Here is a 20,816-nt window from a genome sequence, read left to right as displayed (position 1 = left end):
CTGGAACTCCTTGAGGGTGGTCAGGGGTGCGACCGAAGCGGTCCTGCACCGTGGCCCCAAGGCTAGCCACCCTTGCGGACAGAACCCGCCCGCAATGGCTGCTACGCTTTCCTGATGCTGACCGCCTCCGCCCGCCTGCTGAGCCTGCTGTCCCTGCTGCAATCGCGCCCGCATTGGGGCGGCGGCATGCTGGCCGAGCGCATGGGCATCCACCCACGCACGCTCCGCCGCGACATCGACCGGCTGCGCCAGCTGGGCTACCCCATCCACGCCAGCACCGGTGTCGCCGGAGGGTACGCGTTCCGTCCGGGCCGGGCCCTGCCACCACTGCTGCTGGACGACGATGAAGCACTGGCGGCCGCGATCGCGCTGCGCACCGCGGTGACCGGCACCATCAGCGGGATCGAGCAGACCGCGATCACTGCGCTGGTCAAGATTGAACAGGCGATGCCACCGCGCCTGCGGCCCCGGCTGGAGGCACTGCGCTCAGCGATCCTGCCCACCGATCAGATCGGACCGTTGGTCGATGCCGGTCGGCTGACCGCCCTGGCCGCTGCCTGCCGCGACCAACTGCAACTGGCCTTCGAGTACATCGACCGCACAGGTCAGCCGAGTTCTCGCCAGGTGGAGCCACAAGGCGTGGTGCACACTGATCGGCGCTGGTATCTGGTTGCCTGGGACCCAGCACGCGACGACTGGCGCACCTTCCGCATCGACCGGATCACCAGTACGCCCGTGGTGGGCGCGCATTTCGCGCCCCGCGCCGGGCCCGGCGACGGCGACCTGCGCCAGTGGGTGGCGCGCTCGCTCTCGCTCGGGCAGTACCCCGATGAGGCGCGGATCATCCTGCACGCACCTCTGGCTACCCTGCGCCAGCGCATCCCTGCGTCGGCCGGGGTACTCGAGGGTGTGGATGACCAGCGCTGCCTGCTGCGCTGTGGCGCCAACCCGATGGGCTCGGTGATCTATTGGCTGCTGGCCATGGACCTGGAGTTCGAGGTGCTGGGGCCACCCGCACTGATCGACCGGCTACGCGCCGCTGGCGAGCGGGTGGCGCGCAGCCTGACCCCAGGCGTCGCCGACGCCGTGCCGACGCCCGCGGACGTGTAGCCACCGGGGATGGCCATGGCGGCCGCGGTCATTGCGCTTCACAATGGCGCCATGACTGCCAGTGAAAAACCGAATCGGGCCCTGTTCGACCTGGACCTGTTGCGCGCCATGGTGATGGTGGCCGATTGCGCCAGCTTTACCACGGCGGCCGCCCGCCTGCATTCCACCCAATCCACCATCAGCCAGAAGATCCGCCGGCTGGAGGAAATGGCCGGCCATCCGCTGCTGGTGCGCGGCAACCGTGATGTGCATCCCACCGATGCCGGCGAGATCGTCCTGGGTCACGCGCGCCAACTGCTGGCGCTCAACGATCAGCTGCTGGAGGCCCTGGCCGGTACCACGGTGGCCGTCACCGTGCGGCTGGGCGTACCGGAGGACTTTGTCAGCGCCGCGACCACCCAGCTGCTCGGCGCCTTCAACCGCGAACATCCCCAGGTGAAGCTGGAGGTCACCAGCGGCCTCAGCCGCGATCTGGCCCACGGCTACGATCATGGCGAACTCGACCTGATCCTGGTCAAGCAGCGCCGCAACAGCCGCGCCGCGGTGGCCTGCTGGCCCGAGACCATGGTCTGGATCGACAGTGCCCGCAATGGCTGCATCGGCCTGGATCCGGTGCCCCTGGTCACCTTTCCGCCGCGCGGACTCTACCGCGATGACATCATCGACGCGATCGAAGCGCTCGGGCGCCGCTGGCGGATCAGCTTCACCAGTTCCAGTCTGAGCGGGATCCAGGGCGCGGTGGCCGATGGCATGGGCATCAGCCTGCTGCCGGCGCGTGCCTTGAGCCGCGAGCACACCGTGCTGGGCGCCGAACAAGGCCTGCCACCGATCGATACGTTCGAGATCGCCCTGCTCCATCGCGCCACTGCCGACCCGCTGGTCAAGATGCTGGCGATGCGCCTTGGCGAACTCCTCAACCACGAGCGCGCCCGAAAGAACGTCACGCCGGCCTGAGCACGCAGTCGATCCGGATCACGCACCAGTGGATCGACCACGACGTCAGGCTGTATCGCCAGTGGCAGGCTGTCCTTACTTGAGCTGCAGCGGGTAGCGCTGCCAGAGCACGTGCACCAGGAACCCGGTCAGTTCCGGGTCCTTGCTGGTGATCGAGGCGCGGATCTTGTCCAGCAGCACCATGTCGCTGCAGTTGCGCACATCGGCGTGGCCAGCCTGGCCGGCGCGGCGGGCCCGGTAGCGGGCGGCGCGCTGTGCATCGGTCATCGCGTAGCCGAAGGTGGGCGGACGGCCGCGCTTGCGCGGCAGCGTCAGTTCCAGTGTTCCGGGGTCTTGTTCATCGCGCATGACGGACGAGGATGCAAACGGGGGCGCGCACGATATCGTGAGACATCACTTTAATCCAGCGTTTTCCGTGGATTTCTGCATTTGCGACGCAAGCGTCAGCGCCACGACTCTGCGACACGCGCGCCCGCCCACACCAGCAGCATCCCACCGACGAGGCTCACGCCCAGGTACAGCGGCACCATCACGCTGCGATCGGTGCGGGTGAACACCAGCGATTCGAGCATCATCGAGGAGAACGTGGTCAATCCGCCCACGATCCCGACGATCAGGAACGCGCGCCAGTACAGCGCCGCCGTGCCACGACTCTGCAGCCAGATCATCACGTAACCGGCGACGAACGCACCGGCCAGGTTCACCGTCAGCGTGCCCCACGGAAAGCCATTGCCGAACTGGCGCAGCATCGCATCGCCCACCATGAAGCGCAGCGCGGCGCCCAGTGCGCCGCCGGCCATCACCAGGCCCAACTGCTGCCACCAGACGCCGATGCCGTCCATCAGTCGCTGCCCTTCTCCGCACGGGCCTGTTCGCGCGCGGCACGCAGGCGGTCCAGCTTTTCCTTCAGCTTGATCTCCAGCCCGCGCGGCACCGGCTCGTAATAGACGCGTTCGCCCATCGCATCGGGGAAGCCGGTCTGGTCCAGCGCGATCCCGCCGTCGGCATCATGGTCGTACTGGTAGGTCTTGCCGTAACCCAGCTCTTTCATCAGCTTGGTCGGCGCGTTGCGCAGGTGCAACGGCACCTCCTGGGTGCCGGTCTCGCGCACTTCCTGCTTGGCCTTGTTGAACGCGGCATACCCGGCGTTCGATTTGGCGGTGCTGGCCAGGTACAGGACCAGCTGCGCGAAGGCGAGCTCGCCTTCCGGACTGCCCAGGCGCTCATAGATATCCCACGCCTCCAGCGCCATCGACTGCGCCCGCGGATCGGCCAGGCCGATATCCTCGATGGCCATGCGGGTCAGCCGCCGGGCCAGGTAGGACGGATCACAGCCGCCGTCGAGCATCCGGGTCAGCCAGTACAGCGCGGCATCCGGGTTGGAGCTGCGCACGGACTTGTGCAGTGCCGAAATCTGGTCGTAGAACTGCTCGCCGCCCTTGTCGAAGCGACGGGTGCGGTCGGCCAGCACCTGCACCAGCATCTCCGGGCTGATCCGCCCGCCATCGCCGCTGGCCAGTTCGGCCGCGATCTCCAGCAGGGTCAGCCCGCGCCGCACATCGCCATCGGCGGCGGTCGCGATCTCCAGCAGCGCCTCGGGCGCGACCTGCAGATGCTCCGCGCCCAGGCCGCGCCCGGTGTCCTGCAGCGCCCGCTCCAGCGCCTCGACGATGTCGCTTGGCGAGACCGACTCCAGCACGTGCACGCGGCAGCGCGAGAGCAGCGCCGAGTTCAGTTCGAAGGACGGATTTTCGGTGGTGGCGCCAACGAACACGATGGTGCCGCGCTCGATGTGCGGCAGGAACGCATCCTGCTGGGCTTTGTTGAAGCGGTGCACCTCGTCCACGAACAGCACCGTGCGCCGGCCTTCGGCGAAGCGCTGTGCAGCCTCGGCCAATACCTGGCGTACCTCGGGCAGACCGGACAGCACGGCGGAGATCGCGCGGAACTCGGCGTCGGCGTAGTGCGCCAGCAGCAGCGAAAGCGTGGTCTTGCCGCAGCCCGGGGGCCCCACAGGATCATCGAGTGCACATGGCCGGACTCGACCGCACGGCGCAGTGCGCTGCCCGGGGCGAGCAGGCGCTTCTGCCCCACCATCTCATCCAGCGTCTGCGGACGCATCCGCTCGGCGAGCGGACGCATGTTGTCCCGATCCACGGTCAGCAGATCGGGCCCATTGAAAGTCGTTCGGTTTCTGGCCACGTGCCTAGTGTATCGCGGCGGATTGCAGGGTAGATGCCGGCCAGCGGCCCGGCCGGCATCTACACCGTCATTCGCCGATGACGTCCACGCCCTTGGCCGGGGTGAAGCTGAAGGTGCCCGAGGCAAAGCCCGGGTTGCGCTTCCAGCCGGTGAAGCTGATCACCGTGCGCTGGCCGACCGCGTCCACCACTTCCATGCGTGCCAGGCCCTGGGCATTGAAGCCCAGCGCGGCGTACTGGAAGGCGGTATCGGTTTCGCGCTTGGGGCTCAGTGCCAGCCACTGCAGGCCATCGCGCACGGCCGCCTCTTCGCTGACGTCGTATTGCTTGTCCAGCAGGGCCGGATTGATCAGCGCGGTCAGCGGGCTGTTCTGCTCTTCCTGGCCCTGCGGGCGCACGCTGGCCTGCTCCAGGTCGGGCTCGTAGACCCAGACCTTCTTGCCATCGGCCACGATCAGCTGCTCGTGCGGCTTGATGTATTCCCAGCGGAACAGGCGCGGTGCGGACAACGCGACACGGCCACTGGTGGTTTCCTTGACCTTGCCCTTGCTGTCGTACACCTGCTGACTGAACTGGCCATCCAGCCCCTTCAGGCCCTGGGTGAAGCGATTGAGCTCATCACGGGCGCCGGCCCAGGCCGACGCCGACCCGACACTGGCGACAACCAGAGTGGCAGCAAGCAGGGAGCGGCGGAAGGTGGTGTGCATGCGAGGTATCCAGGCGAATGGGAAGGATGGAAGGCAGTGTGCCCATTCAATCCTGAATGGGCGATCAGGGGCGCATTATGCGCTGGAAGCGGGTGTGCCGAGCGTACTCATGGCCCGGCCTGCACCGTCTTCAGATCGCCGTACACCACCTGCCCGCGGAAGCCGCGCCGGACCTGCTGGTACAGCTCGCGGAACGCCGCGTAGTCCTGCGGCTGACAGAGCGCGTCCGCCCCGCGCACGGCGCGTTGATGCAGCCGGTGGCGCGCGGTGACCACCTGCCCTTCGCGCGTCCACTCCACCGTGTACTGCCCACCCGCATTGTCGAACTGCTGGCTGCGCGGAATCGCCACGATCGGCACGCTGGCCGGGAAGGTGAGCCGATAGCGCTCCTCGCGCAGACTGTCGTTGCAGTAGAACGGCGTAGCGTTGTCCGGCGCCGAGGTGCTGGCGTACAGGTCACGGAACGACTCACCGCCCGGCGCATCGGGCAGCACCATGCCGCCGAGAACCGCGAAATCGACGTAGTCGCTGGCCTGGAAGTCGTAGCGGAAGTTGAACGGACGGGTCAGGTCCTGCGGATCCCCCAGCAGGGTGAGCGCGCCACTGCCATCGAAACCGGAGGCGGCCATGATCGATTCTTCCGCCCGCGCCCGGTTCTGTGCGTTGAGCCGTGCGAAGGCGGCCCGCATGCCGATCTCGGCCACGCCGCTGGGCTGCTGCAGGGTCTGGCCGACCAGGTTGCCAGCCGCGTCGAAGCGGAAATCAACCTCCAGCCCGGTGCCGTTGCGGCTGGCATCGTTGGCGGGGGTGCGCGCCACCACGGCCTGGCGGGTGTGCAGCACCGGTGCGCCGAGATCAGCGTCGGGAAGCTGGCCGAAGCGCGCATAGGACGTGGTCGAGTCCAGATACAGGTCGAACTCGGGGAGATAGGTGATCGCGTGGTTGAAGCGGCCCAGCAGCGGAATGGCCGGCAGGGTCGGCCCGCCACCGGCGCCGATCAGCACCGGGGTGCTCTGGATGCCCCGTGCAGCCAACAGCGCCTCCAGGATCACCACATGGTCTTTGCAGTCGCCGTAGTGATTGTCGAGGATGCTCTGCGCCGGGTTCGGCTCCAGCCCACCGTTGCCCAGGTAGACCGCCACGTAGCGGATGTTCTGGGCGACCCAGCGGTACAGCACGGCGGCCTGCTCGCGCCGGTCGGTGATGCCACGGGTCAGCTGGTCCGCCAGCGCCTGGATCTGCGGGGTGACCGCCGCCGCCTCGCCACCCTTGAGCTGATAGGCCTGTGCCACCTGCGACCAGTCACGATACGTGCTGGCCATGATGCCCGGGCTGTACTCCCAGGCGGCGGCGGACCAGTTCTGCGCCTTGAGCGGCTCACTGCGGCGGTAGGTCCACTCCCACTGCGCCTGGCCATTGCGGATCCGGGGCCTCTCACTGCCACGCACGCCCCGCTGCTCCACCTGCATCGGCAGGCTGGCCGGGGCGGTGAGGGTCACGCGCGCATCGTCATACGGCGTGAACACGCTGAAGGTTTCCCACAGGCCGAAGTAACCGGGGAAGTACGGCGTGTTCTGGGTCCGGCGGGTCTGGTAGACCACGCGCGTGCCCGGCGCCAGGTTCGGAAACACCACCACCCGCACCTTGCGGTCGGCATACATCGCTGCGGCAGCGCTGGAGTAGCTTTCCTGCGTGTAGATGCGGTCGGCGGGCACGTCGCGGCGCTGGCCATCGGCGGTCAGGGTATAGGCCTGCAGCACCTCCAGCGTTTCCATTTTCTCGCTGTAGCTCAGCCGCACCTGGCTGAACTGCTCGACCGCCGATTTGGTCTTGAGCAGGATCTCGTACTCTTCGGTCTGGGTGTTGCCGGCATCGGGGCGCACTACGTAGTCGGCGCGATAACGCACGAAGCTGAAGTTGTTGCTGGCCTGCGCGTCAGTGCCCGCCCCCTGCCCACCCGGCGCGACCGGTGCGGCAGCCGGGGGCGCAGCTTGGGCTTGGGCTTGGGCCTGCGACACCACTGGCGCGATCAGCAGCGCACCTACCATCATCCAGCGCATCGGCTTCATTGCAGGTTCCTTGTGCGAAGCGGCCGGCGAGCACGTCGCCGGCCGGGTGCCGATCAATGACGGCCGGGCAGTACCCGGCCTTACTTGGGCGGTGGCGGGGCCAGCACGCTGCGATCGCCGTTGTGCTCCGGCGGGCTCACCACCCCGGCGGCCTCCATCGCTTCGATCAGGCGCGCGGCCCGGTTGTAGCCGATCTTCAGGCGACGCTGCACACCCGAGATCGACGCGCGGCGGGTTTCGGTGACGATGCGCAGCGCTTCGTCGTACAGCGGGTCGGATTCGTCGCCGCCACCACCGCCTGCCTCGGGCAGTCCGCCGGGGCCGACCACCACGCCATCGCCCATCATCTGCACCTCGTCCAGCACGCCGGTGATGTAGTCGGTCGGGCCGCTGGCCTTGAGGTGTTCGACCACCCGGTGCACTTCCTCATCGGAGACGAACGCACCATGCACGCGGTCCGGCAATGCCGTGCCCGGCGGCAGATACAGCATGTCGCCGTGGCCCAGCAGCGTTTCCGCGCCGGACTGGTCGAGGATGGTGCGCGAATCGATCTTGGAGCTGACCTGGAAGCCGATGCGGGTCGGGATGTTGGCCTTGATCAGGCCGGTGATCACATCCACCGAGGGGCGCTGCGTGGCCAGGATCAGGTGGATGCCGGCCGCACGCGCCTTCTGCGCCAACCGCGCGATCAGCTCTTCGACCTTCTTGCCGACGATCATCATCATGTCGGCGAATTCGTCGATGAAGATGACGATGAACGGCAGCGTCTCCAGCGGACGCGGGGCCTCGCCGAGTTCCGGATTGGGCTTGAACAGCGGGTCCATCATCGGCTGCCCGGCATCCTGGGCATCCTTGACCTTCTTGTTGAAGCCGGCCAGGTTGCGCACGCCCACCGCGCTCATCAGCTTGTAGCGGCGTTCCATCTCGGCCACGCACCAGCGCAGGCCATTGGCGGCCTCCTTCATGTCGGTGACCACCGGCGCCAGCAGATGCGGGATGCCCTGGTAGACGCTCAGCTCGAGCATCTTCGGGTCGATCATCAGCATCCGCAGGTCTTTCGGCGAGGCCTTGTACAGCAGGCTCAGCACCATCGCGTTGACCGCCACCGACTTGCCCGAGCCGGTGGTACCGGCCACCAGCAGGTGGGGCATGCGCGCCAGGTCGGCCACGGTCGGGCGGCCGGCGATGTCCTTGCCCAGCGCCAGCGTCAGCACGCTGGCCGACTTGTCGTATTCCTTGGAGCGCAGCAGTTCGGAGAGGTAGATCATCTCGCGGGTGACGTTGGGGATCTCCAGACCCACCACCGATTTGCCCGGGATCACATCCACCACGCGCACCGATTTGACCGACAGGCCGCGCGCGATGTCCTTGTCCAGCGAACTGATCTGGCTGACCTTGATGCCCGGCGCGGGTTCGATCTCGAAGCGGGTGATCACCGGGCCGGGATAGGCACCGACCACCTGCGCATCGATGCGGAAGTCCTTGAGCTTGAACTCGATCTGGCGCGAGAGCGTCTCCAGCGTGCCCTCGTCGTAGCCCTTGGGCTGCGGCTTGGGATCATCCAGCAGCGCCAGCGGCGGCACGTCCGAGCCATCGCCATTGACGCCCCGGAACATCGGAATCTGGGTCTCGCGCTTGGCCCGGTCGCTTTTCTCCAGCACCGGCTCCGGGCGCGGCTCGATCTTGACCGGCTCGCGCTTGGCGCGGACCTCGGCGTCGACCTTGCGCACTTCCTGGCGCTCCTCGCGCATGGCGCGGGTCTGCTGCCACTCGGTGGCCTGCTCTTTCTTCTTGTTGAACAGCGGGGGCAGCGCCAGCACCCAGTTGCCGATCTTCTCCATCACCACGAACCAGGAGATGCCCGTGGCCAGGGTGATCGACGCCAGCAGCAGTACCAGCACGAACAGATTCGCGCCCAGGGCGCCGAAACCGACGCTGAGCGAACTGCCCACCAGCTTGCCGAGGATGCCGCCGGCGTGGGCCACATCGGCGACGAACAGGCGCAGGTGCAGGAAGCCGGTACCGGCGATCAGGAAGCCGACCAGACCGACCAGGCGCAGGGCCGGGTCCAGGTCATGCTCGCCCTTGGCCTCGCGCTTGAGGCCGAACATCGCGATCCACGCCAGTGCGCCCAGCACGATCGGCAGTACGAAGGCCATGTAGCCGAACAGCTGCAGCAGCACGTCGGCGATCCAGGCACCGGCGCGGCCACCCATGTTGTGGACCGGCGCGACCACGCTGCCGGTATGCGACCAGCCCGGGTCGGTGGCCGAATAGGTGAACAGACTGGCGACCAGATACAGCAGCGCCGGGGCGACCGCGAGCAAGCCCAGGTCGCGCCACAGGCGCTGCCGGCGCGGGTTGTCCACGCTGGCCGGTTTGCGCGGCGCTGCCTTGCTGTCGGACGCCTTGGATCGTTCCGGGACCTGTTTCGCCACCTTAGACCACACCTTGGGAATGCACTGTTAGTGCTTGATAATAAACGACTGGACCCCACCCCGGTAGGTGCCGGCCGCTGGCCGGCACGGCCAGCGTCAAAACCCCGGCGCCGGAATGGGCGTCGTGCTGCGCGGGTCGCCGCGTTCCACTGCGCGCCTTGAATCACCCCGCCCCTGCCGCCACTCTATGACTTCGCTCGGATGCCGCGCAATCACTGCGCCGGCACCCCGCCCTACCTTCTATTGCGAGCTTACATGAGCAACTCCAAGCACTCCCGCCTGTTGATCCTTGGTTCCGGCCCGGCCGGCTGGACCGCCGCCGTCTACGCCGCGCGCGCCAACCTCAAGCCCGTCGTGATCACCGGCCTGCAGCAGGGCGGCCAGCTGATGACCACCACCGAGGTGGACAACTGGCCTGGAGATGCGCACGGCCTGATGGGCCCGGACTTGATGAGCCGCATGCAGGCGCATGCCGAGCGCTTCGAAACCGAGGTCATCTTCGACCACATCCACACCGCCGATGTATCCCAGCGCCCGTTCAAGCTGATCGGTGACAGCGCCGAGTACACCTGCGACGCCCTGATCATCGCCACCGGCGCGACCGCCAAGTACCTGGGCATCCCCAGCGAAGAGGCCTTCAAGGGCCGCGGCGTGTCCGCCTGCGCCACCTGCGATGGCTTCTTCTACCGTGACCAGGACGTGGTCGTGGTCGGCGGCGGCAACACCGCCGTGGAAGAAGCCCTGTACCTGTCCAACATCGCCCGCAAGGTCTACCTGGTCCACCGCCGCGACACCCTCAAGGCGGAGAAGATCATGCAGGACAAGCTGTTCGCCAAGGTCGAAGCCGGCAAGATCGAGACCGTCTGGCACCATCAGGTCGACGAAGTGCTGGGCAACGAGGCCGGCGTGACCGGCGTGCGCGTCAAGTCCACCCTGGACGGCAGCACCCGCGACATCCAGGCGCACGGCTTCTTCGTGGCGATCGGCCACCACCCCAACACCAGTCTGTTCGATGGCCAGCTGACCATGAACAACGGCTACCTGGACATCCGCTCGGGCCTGGGCGGCAACGCCACCCAGACCTCGGTGGAAGGCGTGTTCGCCGCGGGCGACGTGGCCGACCAGCACTACCGCCAGGCGATCACCTCGGCCGGCTTCGGCTGCATGGCCGCACTGGATGCCGAGCGCTACCTGGACGCGAAGGGCCAGGCGAGCTGATCGGCCACCCGCGTCGCGCAGTACCCGAAGGCCGGTGAATGATTCACCGGCCTTTTTGCTGGCCGGGCCTGCGCACTGCGCTTGAGATCCTCTACCTGCTCTATCCTCTGCCCATGCCCGATCCACGTTTTCTGCACCGCCTGTCCGATGTTCCCGCCGCTGCCTGGGACGCGCTGCACGACGGCCGCAACCCGTTCCTGTCGCACGCCTTCCTGGCCGGCCTTGAAGAGCATGGCTGCCTGCGCCCGGAGTGGGGCTGGCGGCCACGCCACTTCACTCTGTGGGACGGGGAAACCCTGGTCGCCGCCATCCCCGGCTATCTGAAGGACAACTCGCATGGCGAGTTCGTCTTCGACCACGCCTGGGCGCATGCCTATGCACAGTACGGGCTGGACTATTTCCCGAAATGGCTGGGCGCGGTGCCGTATTCCCCGGTAACCGGCCCACGCGTGCTCGCCCGCACGAAGGAAGATCGTGGCGCGCTGCTGGGACTGCTGGCAGGCGACGTGGCGCGACTGGGGTGGTCCTCGGCGCACATCAACTTCCATCCTGCCGACGAAGACCCTGCCTTCAGCCCGGGCTGGCTGCTGCGCGAGGACATCCAGTTCCAGTGGCACAACCCGGGCGGCTGGCAGCTCTTCGACGACTTCCTCGGTGCGATGGACCACAAGCACCGCAAGAACATCCGCCAGGAACGCGCCAAGCTCGCCCGCAGCGGCGTCACGTATCGCATCGTGCACGGCGACGAGGCGACCGATGGCGATCTGCGCGCCATGCACGGCTTCTACCTGCAGACCTTCGCCGAGTACGGCAATTCGCCCGCCCTGACGCTGCCATTCCTGCAGCATCTCGCCCGCACGATGCCGCGCGCGCTGGTGATCTTCCTGGCCATGCGCGACGGAGCGCCGGTCGCCGGCGCGCTGTGCCTGCGCGGCGCGGACACCCTGTACGGGCGCTACTGGGGCGGCGCCACCCTGCCCGGCCTGCATTTCGAGACCTGCTATTACCAGGGCATCGAGTATTGCCTGCGCGAGGGACTCACCCGCTTCGAGCCCGGCGCCCAGGGCGAGCACAAGCTGGCGCGCGGCTTCCTGCCACACACCGTGCGCAGCCGGCACTGGATCGCCGAACCGGCCTTTGCCGAGGCACTGGCTGCGTGGTGTGCGCAGGAGCGCGCCGAGACTGCCCGTTATCGGCAGGTGCTGGCCGCGCACAGCCCGTTCAAGGCGGACGCGGCATGACCCGCCGCCTGCCCTGGCGGCTGGACGAGGCACCCGACGCCCCCTTCCCGCCCGCCGAGACCGCCCTGCGCGATCCCGATGGCCTGCTCGCGCTCGGTGGCGACCTCTCGCCGGTCCGCCTGCTCAATGCCTATGCCGGCGGCATCTTCCCGTGGTTCTCCGAGGGCCAGCCGCTGCTGTGGTGGTCCCCGGACCCGCGGATGGTGTTCCGCACCGACGGCGTGCACCTGTCCAGCCGTTTCCGCCGCTCGCTACGGCAGAGCACGTGGACGCTGCGCGCCGACAGCTGCTTTGCGCAGGTGATCGATGCCTGCGCGGCCAGCCCGCGGCCGGGGCAGGACGGCACCTGGATCACCCGCGACATGCGCGATGCCTACATCGAACTGCACCGGCTGGGCTTCGCGCACTCGGTGGAGGTGTTCGATGGCGGACAACTGGTCGGCGGCATCTATGGCGTAGCGATCGGCCGGATGTTTTTTGGCGAGAGCATGTTCAGTGCGGCCACCGGCGGCTCCAAGGTCGCCCTGGCCGGATTGGCCCATCGGCTGGCCGGCTGGGGCTGGCCGCTGATCGACGCACAGGTCGAAAATGACCATCTGCTGCGCATGGGCGCCGAGCACTGGCCACGCCAACGCTTCCTGGCCCTTGTCCGTGAACAGGTCCAACAGCCAGCTCCCGCGGGCGATTGGCGGGATTTGTTCGGGACGCTGGCGGCGGCCGATCTGGCCACGCGGGCCCGGCCTTAACCAAAACTTTGCATCAAACGCCCGACGCGCGTAAAATGCCCGCTCTTCAGGCCAGCTCGGCCGGTTACAGAACTGCACAGGACTACATGTCGAAAGACGACTCCATCGAGTTCGAAGGCACCGTCAGCGAGACGCTGCCGAACACCACTTTCCGCGTACGACTGGAAAATGGGCATGAAATCATCGCCCACATCTCCGGCCGCATGCGCAAGAACTACATCCGCATCCTGACGGGCGACCGCGTCAAGGTCGAAATGACCCCGTACGACCTGACCAAGGGTCGCATCACCTACCGCATGAAATAAGCGGTCCGGGGGTTGTTCCCGCCAGAAGGCCAGCCAGGTGCTGGCCTTTTCGCGTGGGCGCCATTCAGCCATCGCCCCACCCCTGCCAAGCGTCACCCTGACCCTGTGCACCCTGACGTCGGTCAGGATGCCTTGATGCAGATTCGCCCTGGCGCGAAAACGCCCAGTGTGGCACTCGATCCAATCCGGATCCCGACCCGATGGCCCCCGCCATGAAACGCCTGCCTTCCCTGCTCCTGCTTGCTGCCTGCCTGGCCACCGCTGCCTCGCTCCAGGCCGCCGAACCGGCCGCTGCCGGCGATTGCATCACCCTGTCCCCGAATCAGCAGCTGGTGCGCAATGGCGCCGACCGCGATGTACTGCTCCGCAATGGCGACCAGCACTACCTGGTCCGTTTCGAGCGCTCGTGCAGCAGCGCAGCCATGTCCCCGAAACTGGCCTTTGTCACTCCCGGCCGGGACGGCCAACTCTGTGGCGCAGGAGCCAGCAGGCTGCGCACGAACGGACAAAGCTGCACGATCAGTGCGGTCGAGCCGATCACCGCCGAAGAATTCACCCGCAAGGCGCGCGCCCGCCAGTAGCCGCACCGAAGGCTGCCGCGCACCCGAAAAAAAGCCCCCTTGCGGGGGCTTTTCAATGACGGTGCAGGCATCTGCCGCGCGGCGTCTACCGCGCGGTCAGACCGTGGCCGGCAGCAGACGCTCCGGCTCGGCTTCGGTCTCGACGAACAGCTGGTCGTCGCGCACATCGATGCTGACCTTGCCACCGTTGACCAGCTTGCCGAACAGCAGCTCGTCGGCCAGCGGACGCTTGATCTTGTCCTGGATCACGCGGGCCATCGGGCGGGCACCCATCAGCGGATCGAAGCCATGGTGGGCGAGCCAATCGCGCGCCGTCGGCGTGGCCGACAGGCTGACGTGCTTTTCCTGCAGCAGCATTTCCAGCTCGATCAGGAACTTGTCCACCACGCGCAGGATGTGCTCGAAGCCCAGCGCCTGGAACTGCACGATCGCATCCAGACGGTTGCGGAACTCCGGCGTGAAGCTCTTGCGGATCACTTCCATCGCGTCGGTGGCATGGTCCTGGCGCGTGAAGCCGATCGAACGCCGCGAGGCCTGGGCCGCGCCGGCATTGGTGGTCATCACCAGCACCACGTTCTTGAAGTTCGCCTCACGGCCATTGGTGTCGGTCAGCACACCGCGGTCCATGACCTGCAGCAGGATGTTGAAGATGTCCGGGTGGGCTTTCTCCACCTCGTCCAGCAGCAGCACGCAGTGCGGGGTCTTGACGATCTTCTCGGTCAGCAGGCCGCCCTGGTCGAAGCCGACATAGCCCGGAGGGGCGCCGATCAGGCGGCTGATCGAATGCGACTCCATGTACTCGCTCATGTCGAAGCGGACCAGCTCGATGCCCAGCTGCAGCGCGAGCTGCTTGGTCACCTCGGTCTTGCCCACGCCGGTCGGGCCGGAGAACAGGAAGTTGCCGATCGGCTTTTCCGGATTGGCCAGGCCCGAGCGGGCCAGCTTGATCGCCGAGGACAGCGTCTCGATGGCCGGGTCCTGGCCGAAGATCACCATCTTCAGGTTGCGCTCCAGATGCTGGAGCACGTCCTTGTCGGTGGCGCTGACCTGCTTGGCCGGGATCCGCGCCATCTTGGCGACGATGGTCTCGATCTCCTCGATGTCGATCAGCTCCTTGCGCTCGCCGTCCGGCAGCAGCCGCTGGCGGGCACCGGCCTCGTCGATCACGTCGATCGCCTTGTCCGGCAGCAGGCGGTCGTTGATGTGCTTGACCGACAGGTCCACGGCGGCCTGCAGCGCGTCATCGGCATAGGTCACGCCGTGGTGCGCTTCGTACTTGGGCTTGAGGCCCTGCAGGATCTCGTAGGTCTCGCCCACCGTCGGCTCGACGATGTCGATCTTCTGGAAGCGGCGGGCCAGCGCCCGGTCCTTCTCGAAGATGCCGCGGTATTCCTGGAAGGTGGTCGAGCCGATGCAGCGCAGCTCGCCCGAGGCCAGGGCCGGCTTGATCAGGTTGGAGGCGTCCATGGTGCCGCCCGAGGCCGAACCGGCACCGATGATGGTGTGGATCTCATCGATGAACAGCACCGCGTTGGGCAGCTTCTTCATCGCGGTCAGCACGCCCTTCAGGCGCTTCTCGAAATCACCGCGGTACTTGGTCCCGGCAACCAGCGCGCCCAGGTCCAGCGAATAGATCACCGCATCGGCGAGCACATCCGGCACCGACCCTTCCACGATGCGCTTGGCCAGGCCTTCGGCGATCGCCGTCTTGCCCACGCCGGCCTCGCCCACGTAAAGCGGGTTGTTCTTGCGGCGGCGGCACAGGACCTGGATGGTGCGCTCGATCTCATCGGCACGGCCGACCAGCGGGTCGATCTTGCCGTTGCGGGCCTGGTCGTTGAGGTTGCTGGCGAACTCGGCCAGGGCATCGCCCTTGCCCTCGCCTTCGGCACCTTCGGCCCGGCCCTCGCCATCGGCGGCCGGCGGCACTTCGCCCTCCTCGCCCAGCTTGGCAATGCCATGGGAGAGGTAATTGACGATATCCAGCCGGGTCACGTCCTGCTGGTTGAGGTAGTACACGGCATGCGAGTCCTTCTCGCCAAAGATCGCGACCAGCACGTTGGCGCCGGTGACTTCCTTCTTGCCCGAGGACTGCACGTGGTAGACCGCGCGCTGCAGTACGCGCTGGAAGCCCAGGGTCGGCTGGGTATCGCGCCCATCATCTTCGGACAGGCGCGAGACGGATGCCTCGATGGCCTGTTCCAGTTCCTGGCGCAGGCGCTCGGCGTCCGCACCGCAGGCCTTGAGGACGGCTTGGGCGGACGGGTTGTCGAGCAGTGCCAGCAGCAGGTGTTCCACCGTCATGAATTCATGCCGGGCCTCACGGGCGCGCTTGTAGCACTGTCCGATGGTGTGTTCGAGGTCTTTACTGAACATGATTAACTCCGGCGGCAGTTAGGAACAATATGCGGCCAACCTTCACGATTTCCATCACCCTAGCGGATCAGTGCGTTCAGACGGCGTTAGCACTCCGCCGATCGCGCCGATCCATTCGACGGCCTCCATCATGCACGAACTTGCCGCCACGAAATGGCAGCTTCAACGTGATGGTGATGTCATCGTGACGCCACCCCGGGCCAGCGCTGGCCCGTGCAGCGGCCGGGCGGCAGCCCGGCGATGCTCAGGGTGGGTGCGGATGCCGGAGAACCGAATGGCTGCGGCTCGGCTACGGCTCGGCTGAGGCTGGCCGCACGGCTGTCGCCATGGCTGGAACAGTGCGGATCGCTGGCGCGCCTGTGGCGAGGCCAGGGGCGGCTCAGCCGCTGGCCTTCTCCATCGTGCACAGCAGCGGGTGCTGGTTCATGCGCGAGAATTCATTGACCTGGGCGACCTTGGATTCGGCGACCTCGCGGGTGAACACCCCGCACACGCCGCGGCCGCGGGTATGCACGTGGAGCATCACCTGGGTGGCCTGGTCCAGGTCCATCGAGAAGAAGTGCTGCAGGACCGTCACCACGAAATCCATCGGGGTGTAGTCGTCGTTCAACAGCATCACCTGGTACAGCGGCGGCGGCGCGACCTCGGGACGTGCAGGCTCAAGCAGCACGCCGTGGTCGTGATGAGTTTCGTGGGAAGTCTCGCGGGGCATCCCTCCATTATAGGGCCCCGCCCGGCCGGATTGGACGTTGCCCCCTGCGGCCTTCACAATCTGCACTCTCCAACCAGATGTTCACAGGGATTTCATGAAAAGGATTGCTGCCGCACTGCTGCTGGCCGTCACTGCCACCGGCGCCCATGCGGCCGAAGCGGACAAGGCCGTCGGGCGAGCGCTGGACACGCTCAAGTACACCTACGAGGTGGACGAGGACGGCGATTACAAGATGGTGTTCGACATGGATGACGGCCGCAGCCAGCTGGCCTTCGTGCGCTCCACCGTCGAGGAATTCGGCAAGCACAGGATCCGTGAGATCTGGTCGCCGGCCTACAATTCGCCGGGCAAGCAGTTCCCCGCCGCGGTGGCCAACCGCCTGCTCGAAGACTCGCAGGATGCCAAGATGGGCGCCTGGGTGAAGCAGGACCAGCTGGCGATGTTCGTGGTGAAGGTCGATGCCAACGCCACCCCCGAAGCGCTCAGCGACGCGATCGATGCGGCCGTGCGTACGGCCGATGCCATGGAGCTCGAGCTGACCGAGCAGGACGAATACTGAGGTGAATGCCGTGCAGGAACCGCGCTGGACGCCCCATGTCACCGTCGCCACCGTGGTGGTGCGTGACGGGCGTCTGTTGCTGGTCGAGGAGGCGATCGACGGCCGCCAGGTGCTGAACCAGCCCGCTGGCCACCTGGAGCCCGACGAGAGCCTGGCCGCCGCCGCGTGCCGGGAAACGCTGGAAGAGACCGGCTGGACGGTGCGCCTGAGCGCCTTCATCGGCACCTACCAGTGGACCGCCCCGGACGGCACGCCGTTCCTGCGCTTTGCCTATGCGGCCGAGCCGGTCTCGCACGATCCCGCCCGTCCGCTGGACACCGGGATCCTGCGGGCCGTGTGGCTGACCCCGGCCGAACTGAAGGCCGAGCCCGGCCGGCTGCGCAGCCCGCTGGTCTGGCAGGTGGTGGCCGACTATCTGGCTGGCCAGCGCCACCCGCTCTCCATCGTCAAGGAGGCCGCATGAGTCCCCCACGGATCATGGTTGGTGTCTCCGGCGGCGTGGATTCCTCGGTCGCGGCCTGGCGGCTGGTCCAGCAGGGCGAGCCGGTGGCGGGACTGTTCATGCAGAACTGGGCCGATGACGGCAGTGGCGACTGCCGTGCCGAAGATGATCGCCGCGATGCGGTGGCAGTCTGCGGCCTGCTCGGCATCCCGTTCCACTTCCGCGATTTTTCCAGCGAGTACTGGCAGGGCGTGTTCGAGCATTTCCTGGCCGAGTACGCCGCCGGCCGCACGCCCAACCCGGACGTGCTGTGCAACCGCGAAGTGAAGTTCAAGCATTTCCTCGACGCCGCGCGCGAGCTCGGCGCCGAACGCATCGCAACCGGCCACTACGCGCGGATCGCCCAGGTGGGCGGCCGCTGGGCGCTGCTGCGCGGCGCCGACCGCAGCAAGGACCAGAGCTACTTCCTGCACCAGCTGGGCCAGGAACAGCTGGCCGCGACCCTGTTCCCGATCGGCGACCTGCAGAAGAACGACCTGCGCCGGATCGCACGGGATGCACGCCTGCCGACCCACGCCAAGAAGGATTCGACCGGGATCTGCTTCATCGGCGAACGCGACTTCCGCGAGTTCATCGGCCGCTACCTGCCGGCCAGGACGGGCGAGATCCGCGATCCCGATGGCGCCCTGATCGCCGAACATCCTGGCGTGTTCTATTTCACGCTCGGTCAGCGCGAGGGCCTGAACATCGGCGGCGTGCGTGGCCGGCCGGCGGCCCCGTGGTACGTCGTCGGCAAGGACGTGGCCAGCAACGTGCTGTACGTGGACCAGGACCGCGAGAGCCCGTGGCTGCAGTCCACCCGCCTGCATTCGGAGGCCGCCCACTGGATCGCCGGCGCCCCGCCCGCGCGCCGCTTCGAGTGCACCGCCCAGACCCGTTACCGCCAGCCCGACGAGCCATGCACCGTCACCGTGCGCGACGATGGCACCGTGGAGGTGCGCTTCGCGCGCCCGCAGCGTGCCGTCACCCCGGGCCAATCGCTGGTGTTGTATGACGATGAGGTCTGCCTTGGTGGCGCCGTCATCGCCGCCACCGATGCGCCGCTGGAACAACGCCTTCGCGCCACCCCTTCTCCTTTCGAGGTATCTGCTGCATGAGTTTTTCCGTCGACGACCGCGTACTCGCTCTGGCCGGCATCGCCCAGGCCCTGCAGCAGGTGCGCCGCATCGCCGAAACCGGCCACTCCGAAGCCGCCGTGGTCCGCACCGCGGTGGAGAGCGTGTTCCGCATCGATGCGGCCAGCCCGCAGGACATCTACGGCAGCGCAAGCAATGTCGCCCCCGGCCTGCGCCTGCTGCACAACTACCTCAGCAGCCAAGGCCAGGACGAGCAGTTGCCGCGCCTGGCGCTGTCGGTGCTGCAGCTTGAACGCCGCTTCGTGCGCGAGGACGCGATCGTGGCCAGGGTCAGCACCGGGATCGAGCGCGCCCGCGCCCAGGCCGGCGAGCTGGGCGACAGCGCCCACCCGGACGTGCTCGCCGCACTGGGTGGCCTGTACGCGGACACCATCAGCAACCTCAAGCCGCGGGTGATGGTCCAGGGCAACCCGCACTACCTCGGCCAGGCGGGCGTGGTCGCCGAGATCCGTGCGCTGCTGTTGGCCGCAGTCCGTTCGGCAGTGCTGTGGCGCCAGACCGGCGGCCAGTACTGGGACTTCCTGTTCTCGCGCAAGACGATGCTGGAAGCGGTCGCGCGCCAGCTGCGCTGAGCTCGGCAGCCACCCCTCGGGTGGCTCCACCCGGGGGGCCGGGACGCGCGGTTTTTGATCGAATGTGTGGTGCAGGACTAAAGCAAACCGGGGTACGGCCGATACAGCATCCGTGCACCTCCCCGAGAACGTCCATGTACTCACGCCTCTTCATCCGCCTGGCCGCCCCCCTGGTCCTGACCCTTCTGCTTCCCTTTGCCATCGGCTTCGAGTGGCCCGCCGCCCTGCGCTGGGCGATCCTGAGCACGATGACGCTCAGCTGGCTCGGGTTTGCCTGGTGGAGCGCCCGCGCCCAGACCCAGCGTTCGCCTGAGCAGGCCCGCATCATGCGCGAGCAGGACCAGCTGCTGACCGAGCTGCGCTCGTTCGTCGGCAACGAAATCGACGGCTCGCGTGGCGAAGTCGAACGTGCCCGCGACCTGATCCGTCATGCGGTCGGTGGCCTGGGCAGCAGCTTCGATGCGATGAACCGCAAGTCGCGCCAGCAGAGCCAGGCCCTGGCCCGCATCGTCGACCGCGCCGGCGAAGAAGGCGGTGCCGGCGTCGACGTGGCCCGTTTCGCCCAGCACGCCAGCCAGCGGATGGAGCAGCTGGTCGAGGCGCTGGAACAGGTCAGCGGCCAGAGCAGCAACACCGTGCAGCACATCGACCAGATGGCCCAGCACCTGGATGGCATCTTCGCGCTGCTGGAGGACGTCAAGTCGATCGCCGACCAGACCAACCTGCTGGCCCTGAACGCGGCCATCGAAGCCGCACGTGCCGGTGAAGCCGGCCGTGGCTTTGCGGTGGTCGCCGACGAAGTCCGCAACCTGTCCGAGCGCTCGACCACCTTCAACGAGCAGATCCGCAAGCTGGCGCACAGCTCCAAGGACGCCATCGCCAAGGTGCGCGAGACGGTCTCGCACATGGCCTCCCGCGATATGGACCGTTCCCGCGAAGCGCGCCACGAAGCGGCGCAGATGCTGGAGAACGTGGCCCAGATCAATGCCTCGCTCGGTGACGGCATGCGCGAGATCTCCGAATGCGGTCGCGCCATCGACAGCAGCGTCGCTGAAGCCGTGCGCGCCCTGCAGTTCGAAGACATCGCCACCCAGGCCCTGGGCGGCGTGCACACCCACCTGGACCGCCTGACAGCGATCAACCGCGAGGCCGTCGCCCTGCAGGAGCTGCTGCATCGCAGTGGCGGCGTGTTCGACGAGGAGGTCGTGACCGCCCTGCAGCGCACCGGCAGCCGCCTGCGTGACATGCGCACCGAGTGGGAGCGCCCCCCGCACAAGGCGGTCGCCCAGCAGAGCATGGCCGCAGGCGCGGTCGAGCTGTTCTGATCCAGATGTCCCGTGCCGACCCCGGCACAGCCAACGGCCCCGGTTTCCCCGGGGCCGTTGTGCT

At 67.4% G+C, this 20,816-nt stretch carries 19 protein-coding genes and 1 pseudogene; 12 read left to right on the top strand and 8 right to left on the bottom strand.

Features of this window, described 5'->3' with window-relative positions; genetic code table 11:
* Positions 1–114: 114 nt before the first annotated feature.
* Positions 115–1,110: a YafY family protein gene (locus BIZ42_RS18935; protein WP_070427360.1), complete on the top strand. Its 996-nt coding sequence runs from the start codon at positions 115–117 to the stop codon at positions 1,108–1,110.
* 51 nt (positions 1,111–1,161) lie between these two features.
* A complete protein-coding gene (locus tag BIZ42_RS18930; protein ID WP_070427601.1) occupies positions 1,162–2,064 on the top strand; it encodes a LysR substrate-binding domain-containing protein in 903 nt (300 codons plus the stop codon).
* A 75-nt stretch (positions 2,065–2,139) separates the two neighbouring features.
* Here BIZ42_RS18930 and BIZ42_RS18925 read toward each other — a convergent pair whose 3' ends face one another.
* The 6 genes and pseudogenes from BIZ42_RS18925 to BIZ42_RS18900 all read right to left on the bottom strand — a co-directional run bounded on the left by BIZ42_RS18925 (position 2,140) and on the right by BIZ42_RS18900 (position 9,479).
* The gene (locus BIZ42_RS18925; protein WP_019184750.1) at positions 2,140–2,412 is read right to left on the bottom strand and encodes a hypothetical protein; all 273 of its coding nucleotides are present in this window, start codon (positions 2,410–2,412) and stop codon (positions 2,140–2,142) included.
* A gap of 95 nt (positions 2,413–2,507) precedes the next feature.
* A complete protein-coding gene (crcB, locus tag BIZ42_RS18920; protein WP_070427359.1) occupies positions 2,508–2,906 on the bottom strand; it encodes a fluoride efflux transporter CrcB in 399 nt (132 codons plus the stop codon).
* Positions 2,906–4,206 (bottom strand): annotated as a pseudogene (locus tag BIZ42_RS18915) (replication-associated recombination protein A). Before BIZ42_RS18915 ends, crcB begins: the two are co-directional and overlap by 1 nt.
* A 127-nt stretch (positions 4,207–4,333) precedes the next feature.
* On the bottom strand, positions 4,334–4,972 hold the full coding sequence (gene lolA / locus BIZ42_RS18910) for an outer membrane lipoprotein chaperone LolA (protein WP_070427358.1): 639 nt from the start codon (positions 4,970–4,972) through the stop codon (positions 4,334–4,336).
* 107 nt (positions 4,973–5,079) lie between these two features.
* Entirely contained in the window at positions 5,080–7,041 is a 1,962-nt protein-coding gene (locus BIZ42_RS18905) for a DUF3857 domain-containing transglutaminase family protein (RefSeq protein WP_070427357.1), read from the bottom strand.
* Positions 7,042–7,121: 80 nt separating this feature from the next.
* Positions 7,122–9,479 (bottom strand): DNA translocase FtsK, encoded by a 2,358-nt coding sequence (locus BIZ42_RS18900; RefSeq protein ID WP_070427356.1) that lies wholly within the window; start codon positions 9,477–9,479, stop codon positions 7,122–7,124.
* Between the two features lie 255 nt (positions 9,480–9,734).
* Between BIZ42_RS18900 and trxB the strand changes: the two genes are divergently transcribed.
* The 5 genes from trxB (at position 9,735) to BIZ42_RS18875 (ending at position 13,570) form a co-directional block, all read left to right on the top strand.
* The gene (gene trxB, locus BIZ42_RS18895) at positions 9,735–10,697 is read left to right on the top strand and encodes a thioredoxin-disulfide reductase (RefSeq protein ID WP_070427355.1); all 963 of its coding nucleotides are present in this window, start codon (positions 9,735–9,737) and stop codon (positions 10,695–10,697) included.
* 113 nt (positions 10,698–10,810) lie between these two features.
* The gene (locus BIZ42_RS18890; RefSeq protein WP_070427354.1) at positions 10,811–11,938 is read left to right on the top strand and encodes a GNAT family N-acetyltransferase; all 1,128 of its coding nucleotides are present in this window, start codon (positions 10,811–10,813) and stop codon (positions 11,936–11,938) included.
* Positions 11,935–12,684, top strand: a complete 750-nt coding sequence (gene aat, locus BIZ42_RS18885) for a leucyl/phenylalanyl-tRNA--protein transferase (protein ID WP_070427353.1) — start codon at positions 11,935–11,937, stop codon at positions 12,682–12,684. The genes BIZ42_RS18890 and aat overlap by 4 nt, the downstream gene beginning before the upstream one ends.
* Before the next feature lie 86 nt (positions 12,685–12,770).
* Complete coding sequence (gene infA / locus BIZ42_RS18880) at positions 12,771–12,989, top strand: translation initiation factor IF-1 (RefSeq protein WP_005409596.1); 219 nt, start codon at positions 12,771–12,773, stop codon at positions 12,987–12,989.
* A gap of 212 nt (positions 12,990–13,201) precedes the next feature.
* Positions 13,202–13,570 (top strand): hypothetical protein, encoded by a 369-nt coding sequence (locus tag BIZ42_RS18875; protein ID WP_070427352.1) that lies wholly within the window; start codon positions 13,202–13,204, stop codon positions 13,568–13,570.
* 96 nt (positions 13,571–13,666) lie between these two features.
* Here the strand turns inward: BIZ42_RS18875 and clpA are convergent, their stop codons facing one another.
* Both clpA and clpS read right to left on the bottom strand, forming a co-directional pair.
* The gene (gene clpA / locus BIZ42_RS18870; protein ID WP_019184759.1) at positions 13,667–15,946 is read right to left on the bottom strand and encodes an ATP-dependent Clp protease ATP-binding subunit ClpA; all 2,280 of its coding nucleotides are present in this window, start codon (positions 15,944–15,946) and stop codon (positions 13,667–13,669) included.
* A gap of 379 nt (positions 15,947–16,325) precedes the next feature.
* Positions 16,326–16,658, bottom strand: coding sequence for an ATP-dependent Clp protease adapter ClpS (gene clpS / locus BIZ42_RS18865; RefSeq protein ID WP_019184760.1), 333 nt, complete (start codon positions 16,656–16,658; stop codon positions 16,326–16,328).
* Between the two features lie 94 nt (positions 16,659–16,752).
* Between clpS and BIZ42_RS18860 the strand changes: the two genes are divergently transcribed.
* The 5 genes from BIZ42_RS18860 to BIZ42_RS18840 all read left to right on the top strand — a co-directional run bounded on the left by BIZ42_RS18860 (position 16,753) and on the right by BIZ42_RS18840 (position 20,752).
* Entirely contained in the window at positions 16,753–17,217 is a 465-nt protein-coding gene (locus BIZ42_RS18860; protein ID WP_019184761.1) for a hypothetical protein, read from the top strand.
* A 1-nt stretch (position 17,218) separates the two neighbouring features.
* The gene (locus BIZ42_RS18855; protein ID WP_070427351.1) at positions 17,219–17,680 is read left to right on the top strand and encodes an NUDIX hydrolase; all 462 of its coding nucleotides are present in this window, start codon (positions 17,219–17,221) and stop codon (positions 17,678–17,680) included.
* Positions 17,677–18,816 (top strand): tRNA 2-thiouridine(34) synthase MnmA, encoded by a 1,140-nt coding sequence (gene mnmA / locus BIZ42_RS18850; protein WP_070427350.1) that lies wholly within the window; start codon positions 17,677–17,679, stop codon positions 18,814–18,816. The genes BIZ42_RS18855 and mnmA overlap by 4 nt, the downstream gene beginning before the upstream one ends.
* Positions 18,813–19,427 carry a high frequency lysogenization protein HflD gene (gene hflD, locus BIZ42_RS18845; RefSeq protein ID WP_070427349.1) on the top strand — a complete coding sequence of 205 codons (615 nt, stop codon included), beginning with the start codon at positions 18,813–18,815 and terminating at the stop codon, positions 19,425–19,427. The genes mnmA and hflD overlap by 4 nt, the downstream gene beginning before the upstream one ends.
* 134 nt (positions 19,428–19,561) lie before the next feature.
* Positions 19,562–20,752, top strand: coding sequence for a methyl-accepting chemotaxis protein (locus BIZ42_RS18840; protein ID WP_019184765.1), 1,191 nt, complete (start codon positions 19,562–19,564; stop codon positions 20,750–20,752).
* The last annotated feature ends 64 nt before the right edge of the window (positions 20,753–20,816 follow it).

Source organism: Stenotrophomonas sp. LM091, from assembly GCF_001806305.1.
GTDB classification, from domain to species: domain Bacteria; phylum Pseudomonadota; class Gammaproteobacteria; order Xanthomonadales; family Xanthomonadaceae; genus Stenotrophomonas; species Stenotrophomonas bentonitica_A.
Note: the sequence above shows the minus strand (reverse complement) of the source record. Positions and strands in the feature narration are given on the sequence as shown.

Bases quoted from the DNA above. Each gene is read 5' to 3' on its own strand.
- BIZ42_RS18935 (WP_070427360.1), top strand. From the start codon at position 115: ATGCTGACCGCCTCCGCCCGCCTGCTGAGCCTGCTGTCCCTGCTGCAA.
- BIZ42_RS18930 (WP_070427601.1), top strand. From the start codon at position 1,162: ATGACTGCCAGTGAAAAACCGAATCGGGCCCTGTTCGACCTGGACCTG.
- BIZ42_RS18925 (WP_019184750.1), bottom strand. From the start codon at position 2,412: ATGCGCGATGAACAAGACCCCGGAACACTGGAACTGACGCTGCCGCGC.
- crcB (WP_070427359.1), bottom strand. From the start codon at position 2,906: ATGGACGGCATCGGCGTCTGGTGGCAGCAGTTGGGCCTGGTGATGGCC.
- lolA (WP_070427358.1), bottom strand. From the start codon at position 4,972: ATGCACACCACCTTCCGCCGCTCCCTGCTTGCTGCCACTCTGGTTGTC.
- BIZ42_RS18905 (WP_070427357.1), bottom strand. From the start codon at position 7,041: ATGAAGCCGATGCGCTGGATGATGGTAGGTGCGCTGCTGATCGCGCCA.
- trxB (WP_070427355.1), top strand. From the start codon at position 9,735: ATGAGCAACTCCAAGCACTCCCGCCTGTTGATCCTTGGTTCCGGCCCG.
- BIZ42_RS18890 (WP_070427354.1), top strand. From the start codon at position 10,811: ATGCCCGATCCACGTTTTCTGCACCGCCTGTCCGATGTTCCCGCCGCT.
- aat (WP_070427353.1), top strand. From the start codon at position 11,935: ATGACCCGCCGCCTGCCCTGGCGGCTGGACGAGGCACCCGACGCCCCC.
- infA (WP_005409596.1), top strand. From the start codon at position 12,771: ATGTCGAAAGACGACTCCATCGAGTTCGAAGGCACCGTCAGCGAGACG.
- BIZ42_RS18875 (WP_070427352.1), top strand. From the start codon at position 13,202: ATGAAACGCCTGCCTTCCCTGCTCCTGCTTGCTGCCTGCCTGGCCACC.
- clpA (WP_019184759.1), bottom strand. From the start codon at position 15,946: ATGTTCAGTAAAGACCTCGAACACACCATCGGACAGTGCTACAAGCGC.
- clpS (WP_019184760.1), bottom strand. From the start codon at position 16,658: ATGCCCCGCGAGACTTCCCACGAAACTCATCACGACCACGGCGTGCTG.
- BIZ42_RS18860 (WP_019184761.1), top strand. From the start codon at position 16,753: ATGAAAAGGATTGCTGCCGCACTGCTGCTGGCCGTCACTGCCACCGGC.
- mnmA (WP_070427350.1), top strand. From the start codon at position 17,677: ATGAGTCCCCCACGGATCATGGTTGGTGTCTCCGGCGGCGTGGATTCC.
- hflD (WP_070427349.1), top strand. From the start codon at position 18,813: ATGAGTTTTTCCGTCGACGACCGCGTACTCGCTCTGGCCGGCATCGCC.
- BIZ42_RS18840 (WP_019184765.1), top strand. From the start codon at position 19,562: ATGTACTCACGCCTCTTCATCCGCCTGGCCGCCCCCCTGGTCCTGACC.